Origin of the sequence: Pseudomonas sp. A25(2017) (genome assembly GCF_002001065.1) — a bacterium.
Taxonomy (GTDB): domain Bacteria; phylum Pseudomonadota; class Gammaproteobacteria; order Pseudomonadales; family Pseudomonadaceae; genus Aquipseudomonas; species Aquipseudomonas kilonensis.
Map to the genome: position 1 here is coordinate 1 of NZ_MUOA01000090.1, position 22,664 is coordinate 22,664.

12 protein-coding genes are annotated in these 22,664 nt (G+C 62.5%); 10 read left to right on the top strand and 2 right to left on the bottom strand.

What is annotated here, in order from left to right; all coding sequences use genetic code 11:
* Nucleotides 1–522: 522 nt before the first annotated feature.
* Complete coding sequence (locus B0E42_RS23675) at nt 523–6,135, bottom strand: putative Ig domain-containing protein (RefSeq protein WP_077507789.1); 5,613 nt, start codon at nt 6,133–6,135, stop codon at nt 523–525.
* 406 nt (nt 6,136–6,541) lie between these two features.
* Between B0E42_RS23675 and B0E42_RS23680 the strand changes: the two genes are divergently transcribed.
* From B0E42_RS23680 to hemN, 3 genes are all read left to right on the top strand, one after another.
* On the top strand, nt 6,542–6,985 hold the full coding sequence (locus B0E42_RS23680; RefSeq protein WP_077507792.1) for a CopD family copper resistance protein: 444 nt from the start codon (nt 6,542–6,544) through the stop codon (nt 6,983–6,985).
* 95 nt (nt 6,986–7,080) lie between these two features.
* The gene (locus B0E42_RS23685) at nt 7,081–8,454 is read left to right on the top strand and encodes a coproporphyrinogen III oxidase (RefSeq protein ID WP_077507795.1); all 1,374 of its coding nucleotides are present in this window, start codon (nt 7,081–7,083) and stop codon (nt 8,452–8,454) included.
* Entirely contained in the window at nt 8,451–9,839 is a 1,389-nt protein-coding gene (hemN, locus tag B0E42_RS23690) for an oxygen-independent coproporphyrinogen III oxidase (protein WP_077507798.1), read from the top strand. Before B0E42_RS23685 ends, hemN begins: the two co-directional genes overlap by 4 nt.
* Before the next feature lie 173 nt (nt 9,840–10,012).
* On the opposite strand, the gene B0E42_RS23695 is transcribed toward hemN, so the two are convergent.
* Nucleotides 10,013–12,691 (bottom strand): excinuclease ABC subunit UvrA, encoded by a 2,679-nt coding sequence (locus B0E42_RS23695; RefSeq protein ID WP_077507801.1) that lies wholly within the window; start codon nt 12,689–12,691, stop codon nt 10,013–10,015.
* Nucleotides 12,692–12,886: 195 nt separating this feature from the next.
* On the opposite strand from B0E42_RS23695, the gene B0E42_RS23700 reads away from it, so the two are divergent.
* From B0E42_RS23700 to B0E42_RS23730, 7 genes are all read left to right on the top strand, one after another.
* On the top strand, nt 12,887–14,365 hold the full coding sequence (locus B0E42_RS23700) for a hypothetical protein (protein WP_077507804.1): 1,479 nt from the start codon (nt 12,887–12,889) through the stop codon (nt 14,363–14,365).
* A gap of 302 nt (nt 14,366–14,667) precedes the next feature.
* On the top strand, nt 14,668–16,818 hold the full coding sequence (nosR, locus tag B0E42_RS23705; protein WP_077507898.1) for a transcriptional regulator NosR: 2,151 nt from the start codon (nt 14,668–14,670) through the stop codon (nt 16,816–16,818).
* Nucleotides 16,819–16,871: 53 nt separating this feature from the next.
* Nucleotides 16,872–18,791, top strand: a complete 1,920-nt coding sequence (gene nosZ, locus B0E42_RS23710; RefSeq protein WP_024617190.1) for a TAT-dependent nitrous-oxide reductase — start codon at nt 16,872–16,874, stop codon at nt 18,789–18,791.
* Between the two features lie 25 nt (nt 18,792–18,816).
* On the top strand, nt 18,817–20,130 hold the full coding sequence (locus B0E42_RS23715; RefSeq protein ID WP_077507807.1) for a nitrous oxide reductase family maturation protein NosD: 1,314 nt from the start codon (nt 18,817–18,819) through the stop codon (nt 20,128–20,130).
* The gene (locus tag B0E42_RS23720; protein ID WP_077507810.1) at nt 20,127–21,044 is read left to right on the top strand and encodes an ABC transporter ATP-binding protein; all 918 of its coding nucleotides are present in this window, start codon (nt 20,127–20,129) and stop codon (nt 21,042–21,044) included. Before B0E42_RS23715 ends, B0E42_RS23720 begins: the two co-directional genes overlap by 4 nt.
* Nucleotides 21,041–21,871, top strand: a complete 831-nt coding sequence (locus B0E42_RS23725) for an ABC transporter permease (RefSeq protein ID WP_053179736.1) — start codon at nt 21,041–21,043, stop codon at nt 21,869–21,871. The genes B0E42_RS23720 and B0E42_RS23725 overlap by 4 nt, the downstream gene beginning before the upstream one ends.
* A gap of 30 nt (nt 21,872–21,901) precedes the next feature.
* Nucleotides 21,902–22,429 carry a nitrous oxide reductase accessory protein NosL gene (locus B0E42_RS23730; protein ID WP_077507813.1) on the top strand — a complete coding sequence of 176 codons (528 nt, stop codon included), beginning with the start codon at nt 21,902–21,904 and terminating at the stop codon, nt 22,427–22,429.
* Nucleotides 22,430–22,664 lie beyond the last annotated feature (235 nt).

Here is a 22,664-nt window from a genome sequence, read left to right on the forward strand (position 1 = left end):
CAAAAATCCCCTGTGGGAGCAAAGCTTGCTCGCGATAGCAGTGGGTCAGTCTGCCTTGATGCTGAATGTGCCGCCGTCATCGCGAGCAAGCTTTGCTCCCACAGTTTGGATGGGTGCCAGCCTGCGATTTGCCGACCAACAAAAATCCCCTGTGGGAGCAAAGCTTGCTCGCGATAGCAGTGGGTTAGTCAGCATCCACGCTGAATGTGCCGCCGTCATCGCGAGCAAGCTTTGCTCCCACAGTTTGGATGGGTGCCAGCCTGCGATTTGCCGACCAACAAAAATCCCTGTGGGAGCAAAGCTTGCTCGCGATAGCAGTGGGTCAGTCAGCATTCACGCTGAATGTGGCGCCGTCATCGCGAGCAAGCTTTGCTCCCACAGTTTGGATGGGTGCCAGCCTGCGATTTGCCGACCAACAAAAATCCCCTGTGGGAGCAAAGCTTGCTCGCGATAGCAGTGGGTCAGTCAGCATCCATGCTGAATGTGCCGCCGCTATTGCGGGCAAGCCTGCTCAGGGGGCAATCAGGCGGTGAAGTCGCTGGCGTGCAGCTCCTTGACGCCGACCAGTTCGAATTCGAACTCGGGGGTGGCGTCGGCGTTGGTACTGCCGGAGAGGATGCCATCGACGAAGCGCAGTTGGCCGGTGGCGTTGTTGGGATCGAAGGCGCTGTTGCCGATGAACGTGAAGGCATCGATTGTGGCGGTCAGCGGGTTGGCGTCCAGGCCGGTGAGGTCCAACTTGTCGAACTCCGCGCTCTTGAAGCCGCTGATCACATCGCGCAAAGCCCCGACGCCCATGTCCGACAGCGCACCAAATGCGTAGGTGTCCGCACCCGTGCCACCGCTGAGGTTGTCGGTGCCCGCGCCGCCGATCAGCCGGTCATCGCCCGAACCACCCACCAGCGTATCGTTGCCGGCCCCTCCGTCGAGGACGTTCGCCGCGCTGTTCCCCGACAGCGTGTCGGCGGAGGCGCTTCCTTCCAGGTTCTCGATGAACTTCAAGGTGTCGAGCCCGGACCCCACGGTGTTCTGCTGCGCAGACGTCGAGAGGTTGACGGTCACGCCGGACAGTGCCCGTTCATAGCTCGCCGTATCCATGCCATCGCGTCCATCCAGGACATTGTCGCCGGCACCGGCGAACAGCGTGTTGTTCAACGCATTGCCGGTTCCATTGGCAGCGCCGGTGCTGTCGACATACAAGTTCTCGACGTTATTGCCCAAGGTGTAGGCCGCCAGACTGCTGTGCACGCTGTCGATCCCGCCCGTCACCGCGTTGGTGCTGGTCTCGATCACGCTGTCGTCGGCATTGTCGACAAAGTAAGTGTCGTCCCCGTCGGCACCGCTCATGCTGTCTGCCCCGGCGGCGCCGTTGAGTACGTTGTTGGCGGTATTGCCGGTGATGAAGTTGCGCCGTTCATTGCCGGTGCCGTCGATCTCCGACACACCGGTGAGCACCAGGTTTTCCAGATTGGCCCCCAGCGTCCAACTGACAGAGGCTTGCACCGTGTCGATCTGCGCGGTCGAGGTGTTGGTTTCCACCACGCTGTCGAAAGCATTGTCGACCACGTAGATGTCGTTGCCATCGCCACCGGTGAGGGTGTCGGCGCCCAGATCGCCATCCAGCGTGTCATTGCCCGAGCTGCCCACCAGGGTGTCGTCCTGGTCGGTGCCGGCGATCATCCCGCCCTGGTTCTGGCCTTTGTTGAAGATGTCCTGCACGCTGTTGTTGTCGTCGGGGTTGCCCTGGAAGCCCAGGTCATCGGCAATGTAGTCCGCCAGGCGTTGGCCGACGATCTCCGCCGACTCCTCGTGCAGGTGCCAGACGTCATCGGGATACACCAGTGGATCGACTTCGTAGCGCAACGGCAGGTCGGTGTAGTCCACCGCCAGCTTGACGTCGGCGCGCTCGGCGGCCATGGCTTCCTGGGCGGCGCGGACATAACCGACGCCCTCGACAATGGACGCGATCTTCTCTTCCGAATAACCCCGGGCCCGGGCCGCGTCCTCCGAGTAATGACCGGTTTCCATCAGGTACACGTTGAAATTGCCAAATTGGGCATGCAGGTAATCGAACACCTTCAGGGTCGCGGCCTTGTACGCCGCCGCAGCCGCGGCCTTGTCGGTGGAGCGGGCGATTTCCTGGGCGGCTTCCTCGCCCTGGCCCCAGATGATGCCCATGGTGACGTTATCGATCGACTGCAGTTCGGTGCGCTGGTCGCGCAGCAATGTCACCGCGCGCAACAGCGCCTGCCCGGGTTGGTTGGTGTCGGTCAGCCACCAGCACAGCTGGAGCTCCTCGGCGCTGAGTGTGGAGAGGCCGTTGACCGTGCTGCCGCCCACCGCGATGTCGATGCCGTTGCCATCGGCATCGTTGAACTGGCTGCGCACGTCGTAGGTGGTGTAGCGGTTGAGGTCGTTGACCAGCATCGAGGTGCCGGATTGGTCGTCGTCCTCGGACATGCGCAACAGACGTGCGTTGGATTGGCCGAGGGTCGGCAGGTAGAGAATATCCTGCTGGGCGCGCTCGCCGAAGACGAAGTCGTTGGCCGTGAGGGTGTTGAGGTAGTTGCCGTTGAGGGCGATCTCGAAGCGATTGCCATCGGCATCGGCTTCGGCGGACTTGACGTAGGTCTTGTCGCCGGCCGCGTTGAGGGTCATGTACAAGGTGCTGTTGGTGCCGTCGCCGAGACCGAGAAAACCCAACCCGGAGACATCGATTTTGTCGACGCCGACGGTGAAGTCATAAATCGTATCGGTGGCCGTGACGCCCCCGGTGTCGTAGTCGCGGTAGCTGTCGGAGAGGTTGCTGTAGCGGAAGGTGTCGGCACCGTCGCCGCCGTACAGCGAATCGCGTCCGGCACCGCCGACGACGATGTCCGCACCGGTGCCGGCCTTGATCGTGTCGTTGCCGCCCAGGCCAAGGATCAGGTCCGCGCCGGTCGTGCCGTTGAGGGTTTCGGCGTTGTTGGTGCCGGTGATGGTATTGGCGGGCGCATCGGCCACCACCAGGGCGAAGTTGTCACTGACTGAGGCGCCAGAAGGATCGGTGGCCTTGACGAGTACGTCGTAGTTGCCCGCCGCAGTGCTGATTGGCGTGCCGCTGAAGGTCAGGCTGGTGGCATTGAAACTCAGCCACGCGGGCAGGGCGCTGCCGTTGGCGAGGGTCGCGGTGTAGGTCAGTACATCCTGGTTGGCGTCGGTGAAGCTGTTGCTCGCCACGGTGTAGCTGAACGGCGTGCTTTCACTGGCGTTCTGGTCCAGCAGCGGAGTGGCCACGACCGGTGCCACATTGGTGGGGGTGCCTTGGTCGGCGAAGACAAAGTGACTGGCCGTCAGGCTGCTGACGAAGTTGCCTGCCATCGAGACCTCAAACCGATTGCCGTTGGCATCGACCGTCAAGTCCTTGAGGTAGGTGCGGTTGGTCGACGAACTGTAAGTGACCTGCAGGGTGCCGTTGAGTCCGTTGCCCAAACCGGTATAGCCAAGCGCCGACACATCGATCTTGTCCGCCGTCACGTCGAAGTCGAGGATCTGGTCACTGGCGCTGGTGGAGCTGGTACGGTAGCTGTCGAGCTTCGAGGTGTAGCGGAACACATCGGCCCCCGTACCGCCGGTGAGCTTGTCCACCCCGGTGCCGCCGACCAGGACGTCGTTGCCGGCGCCGCCGTTGAGGGTGTCGTTGCCCGCGCCACCGAACAGTTGCTCATTGGCCGCGGTGCCGGTCAGCGTGTCGTTGTTCGGCGTGCCATTGATCACAATGGCGGTGGGGACGTCCTGCACGGCGAGGGTAAAGCTGTCGCTGACGGTGGCGTTACTGCCGTCGCTCGCGGTGACCTGGATGGCGTAGGTGCCCGACGCGGTGTCGGGTGGCGTTCCGCTGAAGGTGCGGGTGGCGGCATCGAAGACCAGCCAGCTGGGCAGAGCGCTACCATTGGCGAGCCTGGCGGTGTAGCTCAGGCTGTCGTTATCCGGGTCGGTGAAGCTGGTGGCCGGCACCACGTAGCTGAACGGGGTGTTTTCGGTGGCGTTCTGATCCACTAGCGGCGTCGCCAGTACCGGTGCCTGGTTGGTCGGCGAGGTGGTGGCGAAGACGAAGTTGGCGCTGGTCAGGGTGTTGAGGTAATTGCCGTCCAGCGCCACTTCGAAGCGGTTGCCATTGGCGTCGGCCTCCAGGGATTTGATGTAGGTCTTGGTACCGGCACTGTTGAGCACCAGGTACACGGTGTTGTTCTTGCCGTCCCCCAGGCCGGTGAAGCCCATGGCCGACAGGTCGATCTTGTCGGCGCTGATGTCGAAGTCGGTGATCAGGTCGCCCAGGTTGGCGCCGCCAGTGTTGTAGTTGCGGTAGCTGTCCAGGCGGTTGGCGAACACAAAGGTGTCTGCGCCAGTGCCACCGGTGAGGGTGTCCATCCCAGCTCCGCCGTCGAGCTTGTCGTCGCCGGCGCCGCCACTGAGGCTGTCGTTGCCTGCCAGGCCGAGCAGGGTGTCGGCCGCATCGCTGCCCAGCAGCGAGTCGCTGCCACTGGTGCCGGTGATGACGCGATTGAAGATGAAGTTACTGGCGGTCAAGGTACTGGCCAGGTTGCCCGAGAGGATCAGCTCGAAGCGGTTGCCGCTGGCGTCGGCGTCGAAGTCCTTGATGTAGGTGCGGTCGCTGGTGGCGTTGTAGCTGACTTGCAGGGTGCCGCCTCGGCCATTGCCCAGGCCGGTGAAACCGAGGCCGGCGAGGTCGATCTTGTCCTGGGTAACGTCGAAGTCGGTGATGGTGTCATCGAAGCTGGTGGTCGCGTTGCGGTAACTGTCCGACTGTGCGACGAACCGGAACGTATCGGCGCCAGTGCCGCCGGTGAGTTTATCGAGGCCTGCGCCACCCACCAGGATGTCGCCACCGGCCGCACCGTTGATGGTGTCGTTGCCGGCGCCACCGTAGAAAATCTCGGCGGCGGCGCTGCCGAGCAGGGTGTCGTTGCCCGCCGTACCTTGCACGGTGGTCATCGGCACTGTGGCGCTGACGTAGCTGCCGTCGCCATACACCAGTGTGGCGCCCTTGCTCGTGTGGCTGATGGTGTTGGCGATGATGGCGTTGCGGTCGGTGCCGTCTTCGTTGCGCTCTGCGACACCGTAGGTCGACAGGTCGCTCCCGCTGATGATGTTGCCCTGGATGAGGTTGTCGCTGCCGTTGAAGTACTTGCCGGACACGCCCAGGGTGTCGTCATAGGACTGGATGATGATTTCCGGTACGGCACTGCCCAGGGAATTGTTGTTGAGGGTGTTGTCGATGACCTCGACGTGGTTGCTGCCGTAGATACGGATCCCGGCGCTGGCGTTGTCGTGGATGTCGACGCCGGTGACGGTCACTTCGCTGGAGAGCTTGACCAGCACGCCTTCGGCGCCGTTGCCATACACCTCGCCACCGGTGATGGTGATGTTGCTGGGGGAGGGGATGTCCTCGCTGCCGCGCTGGATCACGATGCCGTTGCCGCCGTTGTCGTAGGCAACGTTATTGGTCATGGTGAAATCGTGGGTGCTGGTGACGACGTTGAAACCGTGGCGGTCGTTGTTGTAGGCGATGTTGTTTTCGAAGGTGCTGTCGCTGAGGAAGTCGGCGACGAAGCCGTCCAGGCCGTTGCCGTGGGACACGCTGTTCTTGATGACCATGTTGACGGTTTGCTCGTGAGGGTCGAAACCGTACCCGGAGCAATCCTTGATCTCGACGCTGTCGAGGGTGACGTTGGAGTCGTAGCCTTCTTCGCCGGGAATGTAGCCGTTGAACCAGCCGTCGACCTTGCCGGTGGTGCTGTCGCGGTTGCCGTCGATGGTGAGGTTGCTGACGCCGAAGTCGTGGGTTTCTTCGCCGTAGGCCGAGCGGATGATCCCGGTGATCTTGGTGTCGGAGCCGTCGGCCAGCTTGACCGTGGTGTCGCCCATGCCGTCGCCGTACAGGTAGACGTTGCTCTTGAGCATCAGGCAGCCATCGGAAGGTTCCTCTCCCCCCGAAACGATGTACGTACCGGTCGGCATGTACACCTGCCCACCGCCGGCCGCGGCCGCCGCATCAATCGCACTCTGGATGGCTGCCGTGTCGTCGGTGATGCCATCTCCTTTGGCGCCAAAATTTTGTACGTTGAAAATCATGAGCTTATCTCCGTATCAGGCTTAAACCTCGGTAGACGCCAACATTCCATCGACGACCTCGGTGTTATGACCCAACGCAGCGCAAAAGTTGTGACCGCATATCGGGGAAAGTGTCAAAAAGCTGGACTAACTGATCAGCGGTTGTGTGGGGATTGCGCAGGAGTAACGTTCTGTTGACGCTTTTAAGGCCGAGCGATGCCCCTTGTGGGAGCGGGCTTGCTCGCGAAGGCGGCGAATCAGCCACCATTGCCGTGACTGACACACCGCTTTCGCGAGCAAGCCCGCTCCCACAGGTTCTATGGCGACTGATGGCGCTTTCCTTGATTGGCATCAACCCCACTTTTGGGATGGCGCGATAACCTCGAATAAACCATCGCCCCGTTGAAGAGGGCGACCGAGGAAGCTCATGAGTTATCCGCTGTTTCTGACCTTGCACCTGTTTGCCGCGCTGGTGTTCATCGGCACGGTTTTCTTCGAAGTCCTGTTCCTGGAGAGCATTCGCAAGCAACTGCCCGCCAAGGTCATGGTGCTGCTGGAGCAAGGCATCAGCCAACGCGCCCGGCAGTTGATGCCGTGGGTACTGCTGGTGCTGTTCGGCGCAGGCATTGGCTTGGTCTGGCTGCGCTATTGGCCGGTGCTCTTGTCACCGTTGCAGTCATCCTTCGGTTTGCTGCTGGGGCTCAAGATCCTGTTGGCGGGCAGTGTGCTGGGGCATTTCCTCTGGGCCATGTGGCTGTTCAGGAGCGGGCGCATGAACGCCCGCTACGTGCACATCATCCATACCAGCGTGTTCCTGCACATGGTCGCGATCGTGCTGCTGGCCAAGGCCATGTTCTACGTCACCTGGTAAGCGCTGGCGCGTGGTTCCAAGGCGCTTGATACAGGTCAAGGTGGCCCGGCGGGTTACCCCGCAAACTGCTCGCGCACAGCCACTCGGAGATTGTCATGTTCGACCCGTTCCATACCCTCGGTGAGCGCCCCTCGGGACGTGCCCCTGTGGTGGCTGATTTCGATTGTCCGGTCGGTACGCGTAGATTCCACGCAGGTGTCGGTTCGCTCGACCTGCTTCGAGGGTTGCGCAGCAGCCGTCAGAAACGCCGACCCCTATCCGTTGCGGTGCACCTGCCTTCGCGCTTGCGGCTGGCGTCGTGTTCGCCCCTGGCCAGTGACTGCCGCTGCGGCGAGATCGAGGGCTACCTGCAACGCCTGACCTATGAGTTGGGCTTGGTCGGTTGTCACCTGGGCGCAGGGCGGCGCGTCGAGCAGTTTTGCCTGACCGGTGGCACACCGGTGATCGCTCATCTGCAGAAGTTGATGAGTGAGCTGCGCAAGCGCTTCGACTTCAGTGAATACGACGGCGGCGACCACAGCATCGAGGTGGACCTGCACCACACGGATTGGTCGACCATGGGCCTGATCCGTGACCAGGGTTTCTCCCATGTCAGCATCGGTGTGCCCGACATTGGCGTCGACAGCGATCTGTCGGTCGATTGCTATCAGAACCCGGCACCGATCCATTCGTTGATCGATGCGTCGCGCACGTTTGGTTTTCGCTCCATCAACATTGACCTGGGCTACGGCCACGCTTGGCAAACACCGAGCAGTTTCGCCCTGAAACTGGCGACGCTGATCGAACTGGAACCTGACCGGTTGCACGTTTTCGACTATGCCCGCGCGCCGTATCGTTACCGCTCGAAAAACGCCGGGATGGCCGGCGAGTTTTGCAGCCCGGCCGACAAGGACGCCATGCGGAAAATTTGCTGTGAACAGCTGATTGGCGCCGGCTATCACTACATCGGCCTGGGTCAGTTCGTCAGGGCCGACGATGACCTGGCGGTGGCCCAGGAGCACGGACGCCTGCATCGCAATTGCCAGGGTTTTACCCGTCACGGTTGCTGTGATCACGTGGGCTTCGGTTTGTCAGCCATCACGCAGATCGAGCACCTGTACGTACAGAACACCGACGACCTGCTTCACTATTACCAGCAGTTGGACGCCGGGCAATTGCCGGTGTGTCGCGGCTGGCGCTGTGAAGCGCAGGATCAGGTCAAGGCGAGCGTGACCGAGCAACTGTCCTGTGACCTGGAGCTGGATATCGTGGCCATCGAGGCACGCTTCGGCCTGGTGTTTCGCGAGCATTTCGCGTCCGTCTGGCCGTCGCTGGAAGTGTTGCATGACCAGGGATTGATCGAACTGTCGAGCCGGTTTATCGGCATCCTGCCCGCCGGGCGTTTGAACGTCGATGCGATCTGCAATCTGTTCGACCCAGGACTGGATGACGCAGGCCCACACCCTTTTGAAAAGTTGAACCCATCATGAATGCTGCATCCGGTTTCAATCGTGCCCTGGTGGAGAAGTACGACCGCCCGGGGCCGCGCTACACCTCCTATCCGACGGCGCCGCAGTTCCACCAGGCCTTTGCCATGGACGAATACCAGCAGGCTGCCCAGCGCAGTAACCAGGCGCCGCTGCCCAAGTCGTTATCGGTGTACATCCATATCCCGTTCTGCCAGAGCCTCTGCTATTACTGCGCGTGCAACAAGATCATCACGCGCAAGACCCATCGTGCCGTCGAATACCTGACCTACCTCAAGCGCGAAATTGCCCTGCAGGCGGCCTTGTTCGACCGCTCGCGCAAACTCACCCAACTGCACCTGGGCGGGGGCACGCCGACTTACCTGACCCATGAGCAACTGGCCGACTTGATGGACTGCCTGCACCAGTCGTTCGACATGGACGACAGCGACGCCCATGAGTTTTCCATCGAGGTCGATCCGCGGACCATCGATGCGCAACAGATCCAAGGCCTGCGCCAGCTGGGGTTCAACCGCCTGAGCTTTGGCGTCCAGGATTTCGATGCCCAGGTGCAGATCGCCGTCAATCGAGTGCAAAGCGAAGCCCAGGTCGTCGAGCTGGTGGAGGCCGCGCGCCGGGCGCGCTTCAAATCGGTCAGCGTCGATCTGATCTATGGCCTGCCTTTGCAGACCATCGCCAGTTTCGATGTGACCTTGAGCAAGATCATCGCCCTGCGTCCGGACCGGATCGCGGCCTACAGCTACGCCCACCTGCCGCAACGGGTGCGGGCGCAACGGATGATCCGGCCAGAAGACATGCCGCCGCCAGAGCGCAAGTTGGAGTTGCTGGAACTGACCATCAATCGCCTGACTGAAGCCGGCTACGTCTACATTGGCATGGACCACTTCGCCTTGCCGGATGACGAACTGGTACGCGCCCGCGCCCAGGGCAGTCTGCAGCGCAATTTCCAGGGTTATTCCACCCACGCCGACTGCGACCTGATTGGCCTGGGGGTATCCTCGATCGGCAAGGTCGGTGACAGCTACAACCAGAACGTCAAGGAGCTTTCCCAGTATTACGCCCGGCTGGACCAAGGCTTGCTGGCGGTGCAGCGCGGTTATCGGCTGAGTGACGACGATCGCCTGCGGCGCGAGGTCATCAGCGAACTGATGTGTCATGGGCGAATCGATTTCGGCCGGATCGAGAGTGCCCACGGCATTCGATTTACCGAGTATTTCGCCGATGCCCTGGAGCGGCTCCAGGAACTGGTGCGCGACGGGTTGCTGGACCTTCGCGACGACGAGCTGGTGTTGTTGCCCCAGGGGCAATTGATGATGCGCAACGTGGCCATGGCCTTCGACGCGTACCTGGGGGCGGACCAGACGGTCCAGTATTCGCGTACGGTCTGAGGTGGGGCGATCAGCTGATATACCTGTGGCGAGGGGATTTATCCCCGCTGGGCTGCGCAGCGGCCCCGAAACCTGACGTCGCGGTGTGTCAGGTTCATGTAATCAGCTTTTTTTGTGGGCTGCTTCGCAGCCCAGCGGGGATAAATCCCCTCGCCACAAGTGATTTGTTTCCCCTATCGAGAGCGGTTTCGTTTCGACTCCCCAGGCTGCAAAGCCCTTTTCAGAAACTCCGCCGTCCGGCTTTCCCGGCAGGCTGCGACTTCCTCTGGAGGCCCGCAGGCCACGACGTTCCCACCTTGGGAGCCTGCGCCCGGGCCGATGTCGATGACCCAGTCACTCTGCGCCACGACGCGCATGTCATGTTCCACCACAACCACCGTGTGACCTTCCTCCACCAGGCGATTCAGCTGTACCAGCAAGCGATCCACGTCTTGGGGGTGCAGCCCGTTGGTGGGCTCATCCAACACATACAACGTCGCCCCCCGGGCTTTGCGCTGCAGTTCTGTCGCCAGTTTGATCCGCTGGGCTTCGCCGCCGGACAGCTCCGTGGCCGGTTGGCCCAGGCGCAGGTAGCCCAACCCGATATCCTGCAGCACCTGCAATGAGCGCCTGGCCGCCGCTTGCTCGGCAAACACCTCAAGAGCCTGGTTTACGGTCAGTTGCAGCACTTGGGAAATGTCCAGGCCTTGCCAGCTCACCGCCAGGGTCTGCGGGTTGTAGCGCGCGCCGTGGCAGGTGGGGCAGGGCGCGTACACGCTGGGCATGAACAACAATTCCACGCTGACAAAGCCTTCACCTTCGCAGGTCTCGCAACGGCCCTTGGCGACGTTGAAGGAAAACCGCCCGGCATCGAATCCCAGTGCTTGCGCCTGCGCCGTCGCGGCGAACAGTTTGCGCACGTGATCGAACAGCCCGGTGTAGGTGGCGAGGTTGGAGCGCGGGGTGCGGCCGATGGGTTTCTGGTCCACCTGCACCAGCCGCTTGACCGCGTCGAGCCCGGCGGTAACGCGCCCGCCGCTGGTTTGCACGGGTTCGTCTTCCAGGCCTTGCTCATCGGGTTCGGCGTTGGGGCTGGCCTGGCCCAGGTGGGCGCCCACCAGATCCAGCAGGGCCTGGCTGACGAGGCTGGATTTGCCTGAGCCGGAGATGCCGGTCACGGCGGTGAAGCAACCCAAGGGAAAGGCCGCGCTCAGGTTGTCGAGGTTGTTGCGGGTGATGCCTTCCAGGCGCAGCCAATCGCTGGGCGTCCGAGGGCTGCGTGCCATAACGTGTTCCTCACCAAAGAGGTAGCCACGGGTGCGTGATTCCGGCACTTGGCCAAGGCCTGCCGGCGGCCCGCTGTAGAGGACTTTCCCGCCTTGTTCGCCGGCGTCCGGGCCGACGTCGATGAGCCAGTCGGCGCGGCGCATGGTATCGAGGTCGTGTTCGACCACAAACACCGAGTTGCCCGCTGCCTTGAGGCGTTGCAGGGCGCCAAACAGCGCTCCGCTGTCGGCCGGGTGCAGGCCGGCGGAGGGTTCGTCCAGCACGTAGATCACCCCGAACAACTGGGAATTGAGCTGGGTCGCCAGGCGCAGGCGTTGCAGTTCGCCGGACGAAAGCGTCGGTGTGCTGCGCTCCAGGGCAAGGTAGCCCAGGCCCAGGTCGATCAGGGTGACGATCCGCTCCAGCAGCTCGGCGGCGATGCGTTGGGCGGCCAGGCGTTTCTCCAGGGAAAGGTTGGGGGTGTGGCGGGCGTCGGGTCCACCCGCGTGCGGGTTGTCGCCCCTGGCGGCGCGTTGCTCGCGGGCTTCTCGGGTTTGCCGGTGGCTGAGGACGTCTCCGGTTTCTTCAGCCTGTTCCAGGTAGTCGGGTGCCAGGACGCCCTTGAGCACGTCGGCCAGCTCAAGCAATGGCAGGTGCGACAGCTCGGCGATGTCCAGGCCGGCAAAGGTCACGGTCAGCGCCTGGCGTTTGAGGCGCTTGCCCTCGCACACCGGGCAGGGGCTGGCGCGCATGTATTGCGCCACGCGTTTGCGCATCTGCGCGCTTTGCGAGTGCATGAACGTGTGCAGCAGGTAGCGCCGGGCGCCGCTGAACGTGCCCTGGTAACTGGGTTCGAGCTTGCGCTTGAGGGCGGCGCGGGTCTGGGCTGGGGTCAGTCCGGCGTACACGGGAGCGGTAGGGGTTTCTTCGGTGAAGAGAATCCAGTCCCTTTGCTTTTTCGGCAGGTCGCGCCAGGGAATGTCGACGTCATACCCCAGGGTCACCAGGATGTCTCGCAGGTTCTGGCCCTGCCAAGCCATGGGCCAGGCGGCCACGGCGCGCTCGCGGATGGTCAGCGACGGGTCCGGCACCATGGACGCTTCGGTCACCTCATAGACCCGGCCCAGGCCATGGCATTCCTGGCAGGCACCCTGTGGCGTGTTGGGCGAGAAGTCTTCGGCGTAGAGCATCGGTTGGTCGGCCGGGTAGCTGCCGGCGCGGGAGTAGAGCATGCGAATCAGGCTCGACAGGGTGGTGACGCTGCCCACCGATGAGCGTGCACTGGGGGTGCCGCGCTGTTGCTGCAAGGCGACTGCCGGCGGCAGTCCCTCGATGCTGTCCACGTCCGGCACGCCGACCTGGTCGATCAGGCGCCGCGCATAGGGTGCGACGGACTCGAAGTAGCGACGCTGGGCTTCGGCGTAAAGCGTGGAGAAGGCCAGCGACGATTTGCCGGACCCCGACACGCCGGTAAACACCACCAGGGCATCGCGAGGGATGTCCACGTCGACGTTCTTGAGGTTGTGTTCGCGGGCACCACGCACCCGCACGAAGCCGGTGCCTTGCGGCAGGTCGGCGGTTGAAGCAGGGGCGGAGCGTGGGGGCATCGGGCATTCCTTGTGGACGTTGGTGCAACGCTTCAGGGCGTTATGGCGCTGCATTATGGCGATGGCAGAGTGGACTGGATCACAGCGCTGACAATTATGCGACCGGGTTCAACCGTTCGCGTGCGATAAAAATTTACTCCGGGCGCAAGAGATGAGAAAAGCTCTGCAGATTTTTCCCATGGATACGGACGCCTCATGCCTCGATCGAAGTTGTTCTCCACACTGTTTGTCGCGCTGCTGGCCGGTGCCGCGCTCTGGTACATCTGGATGATTGCCAGCGCCAAACTGGAGTTGGGCGGCGACAGTCCTGACCAGCGACAAGTCGGTGAAGTGAAGGACACCGAGTTGCGAGCGATGTCCTCGTATTGCACGGGCGTGACGGTGACGCCACAGGGAACCTGGCTGGTGGCGCGCCTGGAGAGGGAGGCCCGAGAGCTCGAACCGTCCGCTGACGTGTTGGACCTGGATGCGCTGGTCTATGGCCAGCCGAAGCAGCCCAATGAAGCGGAAGAGTCTGGAACCTTTGCCGGTTTGTTTTCTCGCGCTGACAAGGAAACCACCTTCATTTCCCGCCTGGACGCCCAAGGTCAATTTCAGCTCGTGGCACATGTCAGCGGCAGCGCTTGTATGGTAGCCAGCCCCGACGGCACCAGTGTGTTCCTGCTCACGGGCCTTCGTCGCCCTGAAACGGCGAATACCCAGGACCCCGATCAGACCGTGGTCTTTCGCACTGATGATCAAGGCCAGCGCTGGACCTGGTTGACCAAGGGTTGGTTTCCCCAGGCCGAATCGTTGGCCTGGAGCCTGGCTCCTTATTTCCACGGCTCGAATGAAGTCTGGGCCGTGGGCACGCCGGACGCGGTGGATGAAGACAGCGAAGAAGAGAAGCCGACAGCCGTTTCCACCGGCGTCTTCTACTCGGCTGATCGGGGGGCGAACAGCGCGCCGATAATGGCGCCCGAGTCGCTGCTGGTGCCCGCCAAATACGCCCACGGCAAACGCCCTGACATCACTGACTGGGGCACAAACGCAGGCGAACAGGGGGAAATCCAGACCAATGTCCTGCAACTGGATGCACAGACGGCCTTTATCTGGGTGTCCCAACGCTTCTGGGGCGTCCATCCGGATGGCGTCAGCGACAATATCGCGATCAACGTCACGACACGGGCCCGGTTGCAAGCCAAGGCCGGACGGTGGCAGGTGGTCGACGTACAGCGTGACGACAACCTGTTTGTGAGCAAGCTGGTACAGAACGACGCCGGACGGGTGATTGGGCTGATTGACCAGGGTGACCGCGGGCAAGATGTTGTCGCCGAACTGGACACCGCCGCCCTGACCTGGATGACCATGGGTGACCTGCCCAGTGTGTTCGCCCCCCTGGCATCGCAGACCCAGGTACGTGGCGACAATCTCTGGCTGGGCCAGAACACCCTGCTGATCAACACGACCAGCGACCACCATCCACCGCGCTGGCTCTACTGGTGGTCGGACGCGAACATCTCCGCCGATGGGGTGTTCTACTCCAAGGATTGGGGCCGCTCCTGGCAGCGCCTCGCCATCGACGGTTACCTGGGCATTCTCGGCTTTCAACCGACGCAGGACCGGGTGTTCTGGGCCAACGGCAATTGGTACGACAATAATGACGGCCGTCTCTATGCCTATGGGTTGCGCTGAGGATTGGACCGCGCGCTGTTATTTGAACTGACACCAACTTGTGGCGAGGGGATTTATCCCCGCTGGGGTGCGAAGCACCCCCAATGAAGCTGATCAGAATCAACCTGACACACCACAGGGACAGGCTTTGGGGCTGCTTCGCACCCCAGCGGGGATAAATCCCCTCGCCACAGTTTTTGGGGGGGCGGGTTTAAGTTTTTTCCAAGTTGATTTCAATCAAGGGCCGAAGAAGGGGCCGGCCCCTACCATGATCGCCAAGATCCTGTCTTTAAGCCCTGGCGTCCATGACCCGTTCCTCTGCGATGTTGTACCCATCCCGCTCCTGGCTCCCCGGGCTGTTCGTTCTACTGCTGATCTTCGCCGGAATTGTCCAGGCCAAGGACTACGGTAACATCCAACAACAGCGCATCCACCACGTACTGAGCCAGACCGACGCGATCTCCGAGCCCGATGGGCCCTTCAAGGTTCGCAAATTGTCCGCTGCCGGCAAGGTCCTGGGCTATGTGTTCCAGAGCCTGGATGTGGTGGACATTCCCGCCTATTCCGGCAAGCCGATCAACGTCCAGGTCATTCTCGATCCGGCGGGGGTGATCCTCGATGCCTATGTGCTCGAACACCATGAGCCGATTCTGCTGATCGGCATCGCCGAAGAAAAACTCCACGCGTTCAGCGCGCGCTACAGCGGCATCAAGGTCAACCAGCGGGTGGTGGTGGGGCATTCCAGCGCCCCGAATGCCGTGACCGTGGATGCCATCGCCGGGGCCACCGTGACGGCAATGGTGGTCAACGAGGTCATCATGCGTGCCGCCCACGATGTCGCGGTGTCCCTGGGCCTGGTCAAGGGCGATGCGGGGTTGGCCGTGGCGCCGGCGCGTGTGCGTGAGGACATCTACGAGCGCGCCGACTGGAAGACCCTGACTGGCAACGGCGCTATCCGGCGCCTGCTCCTGACCCGCGGCCAGGTCGATGCGTCCTTCAAGGGCACCGAAGCCGAACAGGTCGAGACCGCCAGCGGCGAGCAGGTGAATGACACCTTCATCGACCTCTATGCCACCCACCTCAATCCACCCACCATCGGCCGCAACCTGCTGGGCGAGGCGCAATACCGCACACTGATGGCCGAGCTCAAGCCGGGCGAGCAGGCCATCGCGGTGATGGGCAGCGGTCGTTATTCCTTCAAGGGCTCGGGATACGTGCGTGGCGGCATCTTCGACCGGGTGCAGCTGCGTCAGTCCGGCGACACCATCAGCTTTCGCGACTTGGATTTTCAGCGCCTGAATGACGTGGCCCTCGATGACATGCCGGACTTCGATGAAATGGCGATTTTCATCATCCGCGCCTCCCACCGTTTCGACCCTGGCTCACCCTGGAACCTGGAGCTGCTGGTGCGCCGTCAGACCGGACCGGTCAGCGGCACCTTCAGCAGCTTCGAGCTGGCCTATCAGCTGCCGGAGCCCTACCTGGAGCGGCCATTGCCCACCGCCGAGCAACTGGCGGCCGCCGAAGAAGCCAGCCGGCCGATGTGGCTGACGCTCTGGTATCAGAAAAGTGTCGAAATCAGTGTGCTTGGGGCCGCGTTGCTGGTGCTGACGGCGATCCTGTTTTTCCAGGATTCACTGGCCCGGCGGCCGACGCTGTTGCATTGGCTGCGCCGCGGTTACCTGGTCTTCACCGTGGTTTTTCTCGGCGGCTACGCCTTGGCCCAGTTGTCGGTGGTCAACGTGCTGACCTTCGTCCACGCCTTGTTCGAAGGCTTTCGCTGGGAGTTGTTCCTCACCGATCCGCTGATCTTCATTCTCTGGGTGTTCACCGCCGCCAGCATCCTGCTGTGGGGGCGCGGGGTGTTCTGCGGCTGGCTGTGTCCGTTCGGCGCGTTGCAGGAGTTGATCAACGAACTGGCGCGCAAGCTCAAGGTGCCCCAATACGAGTTGCCGTTCGCCGTGCATGAGCGGCTGTGGGCGATCAAGTACATCATTCTGCTGGTGCTGTTCGGCGTCTCGCTGGAGTCGATGGCCAGCGCCGAACGGCTGGCCGAAGTCGAACCCTTCAAGACCGCCATCACCCTCAGGTTCGACCGCCAGTGGTGGTTCGTGGCGTACGCCGTGGGCCTACTGCTGATCAATATCTTTACCCGCAAAGTCTATTGCCGCTACGTCTGCCCGCTGGGCGCGGCCCTGGCGATGCCGACCCGGCTGCGCCTGTTCGACTGGCTCAAGCGCCGCAAGGAGTGTGGCAACCCCTGCCAGCTGTGCGCCAAGGAATGCGAGATCCAGGCGATTCATCCCGATGGCCGGATCAATGCCAACGAATGCCATTACTGCCTCGACTGCCAGATGACCTGGCACAACGAAAACAAATGCCCGCCGCTGATCAACAAGCGCAAGAAGCGCGGCAAGGCGACCGCGACCGATCCGCAACTGATTCCCGTGGTGCAGGTGAGCCCGGCGCCTTGAGGCACCTCAATGGCCTGTCCCTTGACCGTTTCATTCTTCATGGAGCACACAGCATGAGCGACAAAAAAAACCAAACCCCGGGCTCGGTGGAAGAACCCAGGGGTGTCAGCCGGCGCAGTTTTCTCGGCACTGGCGCGGTAACCGGTGCGGTACTGGCCGGCGCGACGGCGCTGGGGGCCGGGACGTTCACCCGTGAGTCCTGGGCGGCGGCGGCCAAGGAGGCCAAGTCCAAGGTTCACGTCGGGCCTGGGGAGCTGGACGAATACTACGGTTTCTGGAGCGGCGGCCACCAGGGCGAGGTGCGGGTGCTGGGGGTGCCATCGATGCGTGAGCTGATGCGCATCCCGGTGTTCAACGTCGACTCGGCCACCGGTTGGGGCCTGACCAACGAAAGCAAGCGCATCCTGGGCGATAGCGCCAAGTACCAGAACGGCGATTGCCACCACCCGCACATCTCCATGACCGACGGCAAGTACGACGGCAAATACCTGTTCATCAACGACAAGGCCAACTCCCGGGTCGCGCGCATTCGCCTGGACATCATGAAGTGCGACAAGATCCTCACCGTGCCCAACGTGCAAGCCATCCACGGCCTGCGCCTGCAAAAGGTGCCGTACACCAAGTACGTGTTTGCCAACGCTGAGTTTGTGATCCCGCACCCCAACGACGGCCATACCTTCGACCTGCAGGACAAAAACAGCTTCACGATGTTCAACGCCATCGATGCCGAGAAAATGGAAATGGCTTTCCAGGTGATCGTCGACGGCAACCTGGACAACTCCGACGCTGACTACACCGGCAAATACGCTGCCAGCACCTGCTACAACTCCGAGAAAGCCTACGACCTGGGCGGCATGATGCGCAACGAGCGCGACTGGGTGGTGGTGTTCAACATCCCGCGGATCGAGGCGGCGATCAAGGCCGGCAAGTTCATCAACCTGGACGGCTCCAAGGTGCCGGTGGTCGATGGCCGCAAGACCGATGGCAAGGACTCCGAATTCACCCGCTACATTCCCGTGCCGAAGAACCCCCACGGGCTCAATACCTCGTCGGACGGCAAATACTTCATCGCCAACGGCAAGCTGTCGCCCACGGTCTCGATGATCGCCATCGACCGCCTGGACGATTTGTTCGCGGACCGCTTCAAGGACCCCCGCGAAGTGATCGTCGCCGAGCCGGAACTGGGGCTCGGGCCGCTGCACACCACGTTCGACGGGCGCGGCAATGCCTATACGACCCTGTTCATCGACAGCCAGGTGGTGAAGTGGAACATGGACGAGGCCATCCGTGCCTACAAGGGCGAGAAGGTCAACTACATCAAGCAGAAACTCGACGTCCAGTACCAGCCTGGCCACAACCATGCGTCCCTCACCGAAACCAGCGAGGCGGACGGCAAGTGGCTGGTGGTGTTGTGCAAATTCTCCAAGGACCGCTTCCTGCCCACCGGCCCATTGCACCCGGAAAACGATCAGTTGATCGACATTTCCGGTGAAGAAATGAAGCTGGTGCACGACGGCCCGGCGTTCGCCGAACCGCACGACTGCATTCTCGCCCGGCGTGACCAGATCAAGACCCAGAAAATCTGGAGCCGCAACGATCCGTTCTTCGCCGGCACCGTGGAGCTGGCGAAGAAGGACGGCATCAACCTGGAAACCGACAACAAGGTCATCCGCGACGGCAACAAGGTGCGGGTGTACATGACCTCGATGGCGCCGGCCTACGGCCTGACGGAGTTCACCGTCAAGCAAGGCAACGAGGTGACGGTGACTATCACCAACATCGACCAGATCGAAGACGTGTCCCACGGCTTTGTCATGACCAACCACGGCGCGAGCATGGAGATCAGCCCGCAACAGACCTCATCGATCACTTTCACCGCCGACAAGGCCGGTTTGCACTGGTACTACTGCAGCTGGTTCTGCCACGCCCTGCACATGGAAATGGTCGGGCGCATGCTGGTTGAAAAGGCCTGAGTCATTCACGAGGGAGACAGGCGCAATGACCGGGAATATGCAGCATCCAAACGTTCGTCGAGCGGTCATTGCCCTGGTGTTCTGCCTGCTGTCGGGCGGCGCGCTCGGTGCGCCGCAGCCGATCACCGATTTGCCTTTGCAGGCCGAGGGCGACCAGCAATGGCGCCTGCCTGCGGGCCAGTACCGGGGCTCGTTCAGCATCGACCAGCCCATGACCCTCACGTGTGCGCCGGAAGCGGTATTCCAAGGGCAGGGCGAGGGCAATGGGCTGATCATTCGCGCCCCGAACGTCCAGGTCCAGGGCTGTACCTTCCTGGACTGGGGCCACGACCTGACGGCCATGAACGCCGCCGTGTTCATCCAGCCGGTTGCCCAAGGAGCGGTGGTGCGTGGCAACCGGATGCAGGGCCAGGGCTTCGGTATCTGGGTCGATGGCACGCGGGACGTCAGCCTGATCGACAACCGCATCCAGGGCGACCCCAGCCTGCGTTCCCAGGACCGTGGCAATGGCATCCATTTGTATGCCGTACACGGCGCCCGGGTTATCGGTAACCAGGTGCGCGAAACCCGCGACGGCATCTACATCGACACCTCCAGCGGCAACCTGCTCCAGGGCAATGTCCTGGAGGACCTGCGCTACGGCGTGCATTACATGTTCGCCAACGATAATCGCCTGCTGGATAACGTCACCCGGCGTACCCGCACCGGTTATGCCTTGATGCAAAGCCGCCAACTGACGGTCATCGGCAATCGCTCCGAACAGGATCAGAACTACGGGATCCTGATGAACTACATCACCTATTCGACCCTGCGCGACAACTTCGTCACCGACGTGCGCGACGGGTCCACCGGCGACACCATGATCAGCGGCGCCGAGGGCAAGGCCCTGTTCATCTACAACTCATTGTTCAACCGTATCGAAGGCAATCATTTCGAGCGCAGCGCCGTGGGCATCCACCTGACGGCCGGCTCGGAGGATAACCGCATCGCCGGCAATGCCTTCGTCCACAACCAGCGCCAGGTCAAATACGTGGCCACGCGGTTGCAGGAATGGTCGGTGGATGGCCGCGGCAATTACTGGAGCGACTACCTGGGCTGGGATCGCAACGGCGACGGCTTGGGCGATGTCGCCTATGAACCCAACGACAACGTCGATCGCCTGCTGTGGCTGTACCCCCAGGTGCGCTTGTTGATGAACAGCCCGGGAATCGAACTGCTGCGTTGGGTGCAGCGAGCCTTCCCGGTGATGAAATCCCCCGGGGTGATGGACAGTCATCCGCTGATGGAAACGCCTGTCCAACCCCCGCCACGCAACAGTGCCCAGGAGGACGCGTCTTGAACGTCGTCGAGATCGAAGGCGTCAGCCAGTACTATGGCGATGTCGCCGTGCTGCGCGGGCTGGACTTGAACCTGGCCCAGGGCGAGGTGCTCGGGCTGTTCGGGCACAACGGCGCGGGCAAGACCACCACCATGAAGCTGATCCTCGGTTTGCTGCAAGCCAGCGAGGGCGAGGTGCGTGTCTTCGGTCGCGCGCCCAGCGACCCGAGGGTGCGGCAGATGCTCGGTTATCTGCCCGAGAACGTGATGTTCTATCCGCAGTTGAGTGGGCTGGAAACCTTGCGCCATTTTGCCCGGCTCAAAGGCGCTGCACCGGAGCAGGTGCAGCGTTTGCTGGAAGAGGTTGGGCTGGCGGCTGCCGCGACACGGCGCGTGAAAACGTATTCCAAGGGCATGCGCCAGCGTCTCGGTCTGGCCCAGGCGCTGCTCGGCCAACCGCGCCTGTTGTTGCTGGATGAACCGACCGTGGGCCTCGACCCTATCGCTACCCAGGACCTCTATCAGTTGCTCGACCGCCTGCGTTGGCAGGGCACCAGCATCATTCTCTGTTCTCACGTCTTGCCTGGCGTGGAAGCGCACATCAACCGCGCCGCGATTCTCACCCGGGGGCGTCTGTTGGCCCTGGGCAGCCTGGCCCGGCTGCGCGAGGACGCTGGGTTGCCGACGCTGATCCGCGCCTCGGGCCTGTCGCGGGCCGACTGGCTTCGCCAGCATTGGCGCAGCGAAGGGCACGCCACCCAGGGCTGGGGCGTCGAAGGGGTGCAGGTGTCCGCGCCGGATGGCAGCAAGCTTAAATTGCTGCGCCAGTTACTGGCCCAGGATGATCCGTCGGATGTCGAGATCAAGCCGCCGTCGCTGGAGGATTTGTACCGGCATTACATGGTCCGTGCCGCGGCCGAGGAGACCCGCCTATGAATCCGGTCTGGAACATGGCCCGCAAGGAATTCAGCGATGGCCTGCGCAATCGCTGGTTGTTGGCGATCAGTCTGTTGTTCGCGGTGTTGGCGATCGGCATCGCCTGGCTCGGCGCGGCGGCGTCCGGTCAACTGGGGTTCACCTCGGTGCCGGCCACGGTGGCGAGCCTGTCCAGCCTGGCGACCTTCCTGATGCCGCTGATTGCCTTGCTGCTGGCCTATGACGCGATTGTCGGCGAGGACGAGAGCGGCACCTTGCTGCTGTTGCTGACCTACCCGTTGGGCCGTGGCCAATTGCTGCTGGGCAAGTTTGTCGGGCACGGCTTGATCCTGGCCCTGGCCACCTTCATCGGTTTTGGCTGCGCGATGCTGGCCATCGCCCTGTGGGTGGACGATGTCCAGTTGAGCCTGCTGCTCTGGGCCTTCGGTCGGTTCATGGTATCGAGCACGCTGCTGGGCTGGGTGTTCCTCGGCTTGGCGTATGTGCTGAGCAGCTTGTCGGCAGAGAAATCCACCGCGGCCGGATTGGCGCTGGGGGTCTGGTTTTTCTTCGTGCTGGTGTTCGACCTGGCCTTGCTGGCGTTGCTGGTGCTGAGCGAAGGGCGCTTCAGCCCGGAACTGTTGCCCTGGCTGCTGCTGTTCAACCCTACCGACGTGTATCGGCTGATCAACCTGTCCGGGTTCGATGCCACCTCCAGCGGCGCCGCGGTGCTGACCTTGGGCAGCGACCTGCCGGTGTCGGCGCCTTTGCTCTGGCTGTGCCTGGGCCTGTGGATGGCGGTGCCGTTGTGGTTGGCCTATCGGCTGTTCAATCGCCGGTGCCCGTGAATTTCAATCTTGATAAGGGAGCATGCAACGATGAACAGGGTGTATTTCAAGGCCGGTCGCCTTTGGGGCGCGGTGTTGATGTGCCTGGCACTGGCGGCCTGCGGCAAGGCCGAACCACCGGCGGCCAGCGAGGCGGCGCTGGCGTTCCATCCCAGTGACGAGTGCCATGCGTGCGGCATGGTCATCACTGACTTCCCCGGGCCCAAGGGCGCGGCGGTCGGGGCAGGGGGCGTGAAGAAATTCTGCTCGCCGGCGGAGATGCTGGGCTGGTGGTTGCAGCCGGAAAACCATCGGGCCGACGTCAAGCTGTATGTCCACGACATGGGCCGCAGCCATTGGGACACGCCGGATGACGCCCACCTGATCGACGCCCGGACCGCCTACTTCGTCATTGGCAGCGGGCTTAAAGGCGCCATGGGCGTTGTCCTGGCCTCGTTCTCCGACCCCCAGGCGGCACAAAAACTCGCCAGCGACACCGGCGGCCGAGTGCTGCGCCTGGAAGACATCGACCAGAAACTGCTGGGGCAGGCGAGTGCCATGGCGCCGATGAGTCACTGATATTGCCTGTTCGGCAAACCACGCTTGTGGCGGGGGCGCTTGTGGGAGCAAAGCTTGCTCGCGAAACAGGCGCCTCGATTCTGCCAGACCGCATCGCCTCTATCGCGGGCAAGCCTTGCTCCCACATAGAGGGAGCAATCTCATCCCATGGAAGCGGCCACCCGCTACCCAAGTAGCATTCGTGGAGCCGGCGCAGCTTCGTACACTCAGGGCTCCTATCACGCACCCGTCGGAG

What these genes read in the sequence shown, in the direction of transcription:
- B0E42_RS23730 (WP_077507813.1), top strand. Translation starts at nt 21,902, where the DNA reads ATGAACAGGGTGTATTTCAAGGCCGGTCGCCTTTGGGGCGCGGTGTTG.
- B0E42_RS23725 (WP_053179736.1), top strand. Translation starts at nt 21,041, where the DNA reads ATGAATCCGGTCTGGAACATGGCCCGCAAGGAATTCAGCGATGGCCTG.
- B0E42_RS23700 (WP_077507804.1), top strand. Translation starts at nt 12,887, where the DNA reads ATGCCTCGATCGAAGTTGTTCTCCACACTGTTTGTCGCGCTGCTGGCC.
- B0E42_RS23675 (WP_077507789.1), bottom strand. Translation starts at nt 6,135, where the DNA reads ATGATTTTCAACGTACAAAATTTTGGCGCCAAAGGAGATGGCATCACC.
- hemN (WP_077507798.1), top strand. Translation starts at nt 8,451, where the DNA reads ATGAATGCTGCATCCGGTTTCAATCGTGCCCTGGTGGAGAAGTACGAC.
- nosZ (WP_024617190.1), top strand. Translation starts at nt 16,872, where the DNA reads ATGAGCGACAAAAAAAACCAAACCCCGGGCTCGGTGGAAGAACCCAGG.
- B0E42_RS23695 (WP_077507801.1), bottom strand. Translation starts at nt 12,691, where the DNA reads ATGCCCCCACGCTCCGCCCCTGCTTCAACCGCCGACCTGCCGCAAGGC.
- nosR (WP_077507898.1), top strand. Translation starts at nt 14,668, where the DNA reads ATGTTGTACCCATCCCGCTCCTGGCTCCCCGGGCTGTTCGTTCTACTG.
- B0E42_RS23715 (WP_077507807.1), top strand. Translation starts at nt 18,817, where the DNA reads ATGACCGGGAATATGCAGCATCCAAACGTTCGTCGAGCGGTCATTGCC.
- B0E42_RS23680 (WP_077507792.1), top strand. Translation starts at nt 6,542, where the DNA reads ATGAGTTATCCGCTGTTTCTGACCTTGCACCTGTTTGCCGCGCTGGTG.
- B0E42_RS23685 (WP_077507795.1), top strand. Translation starts at nt 7,081, where the DNA reads ATGTTCGACCCGTTCCATACCCTCGGTGAGCGCCCCTCGGGACGTGCC.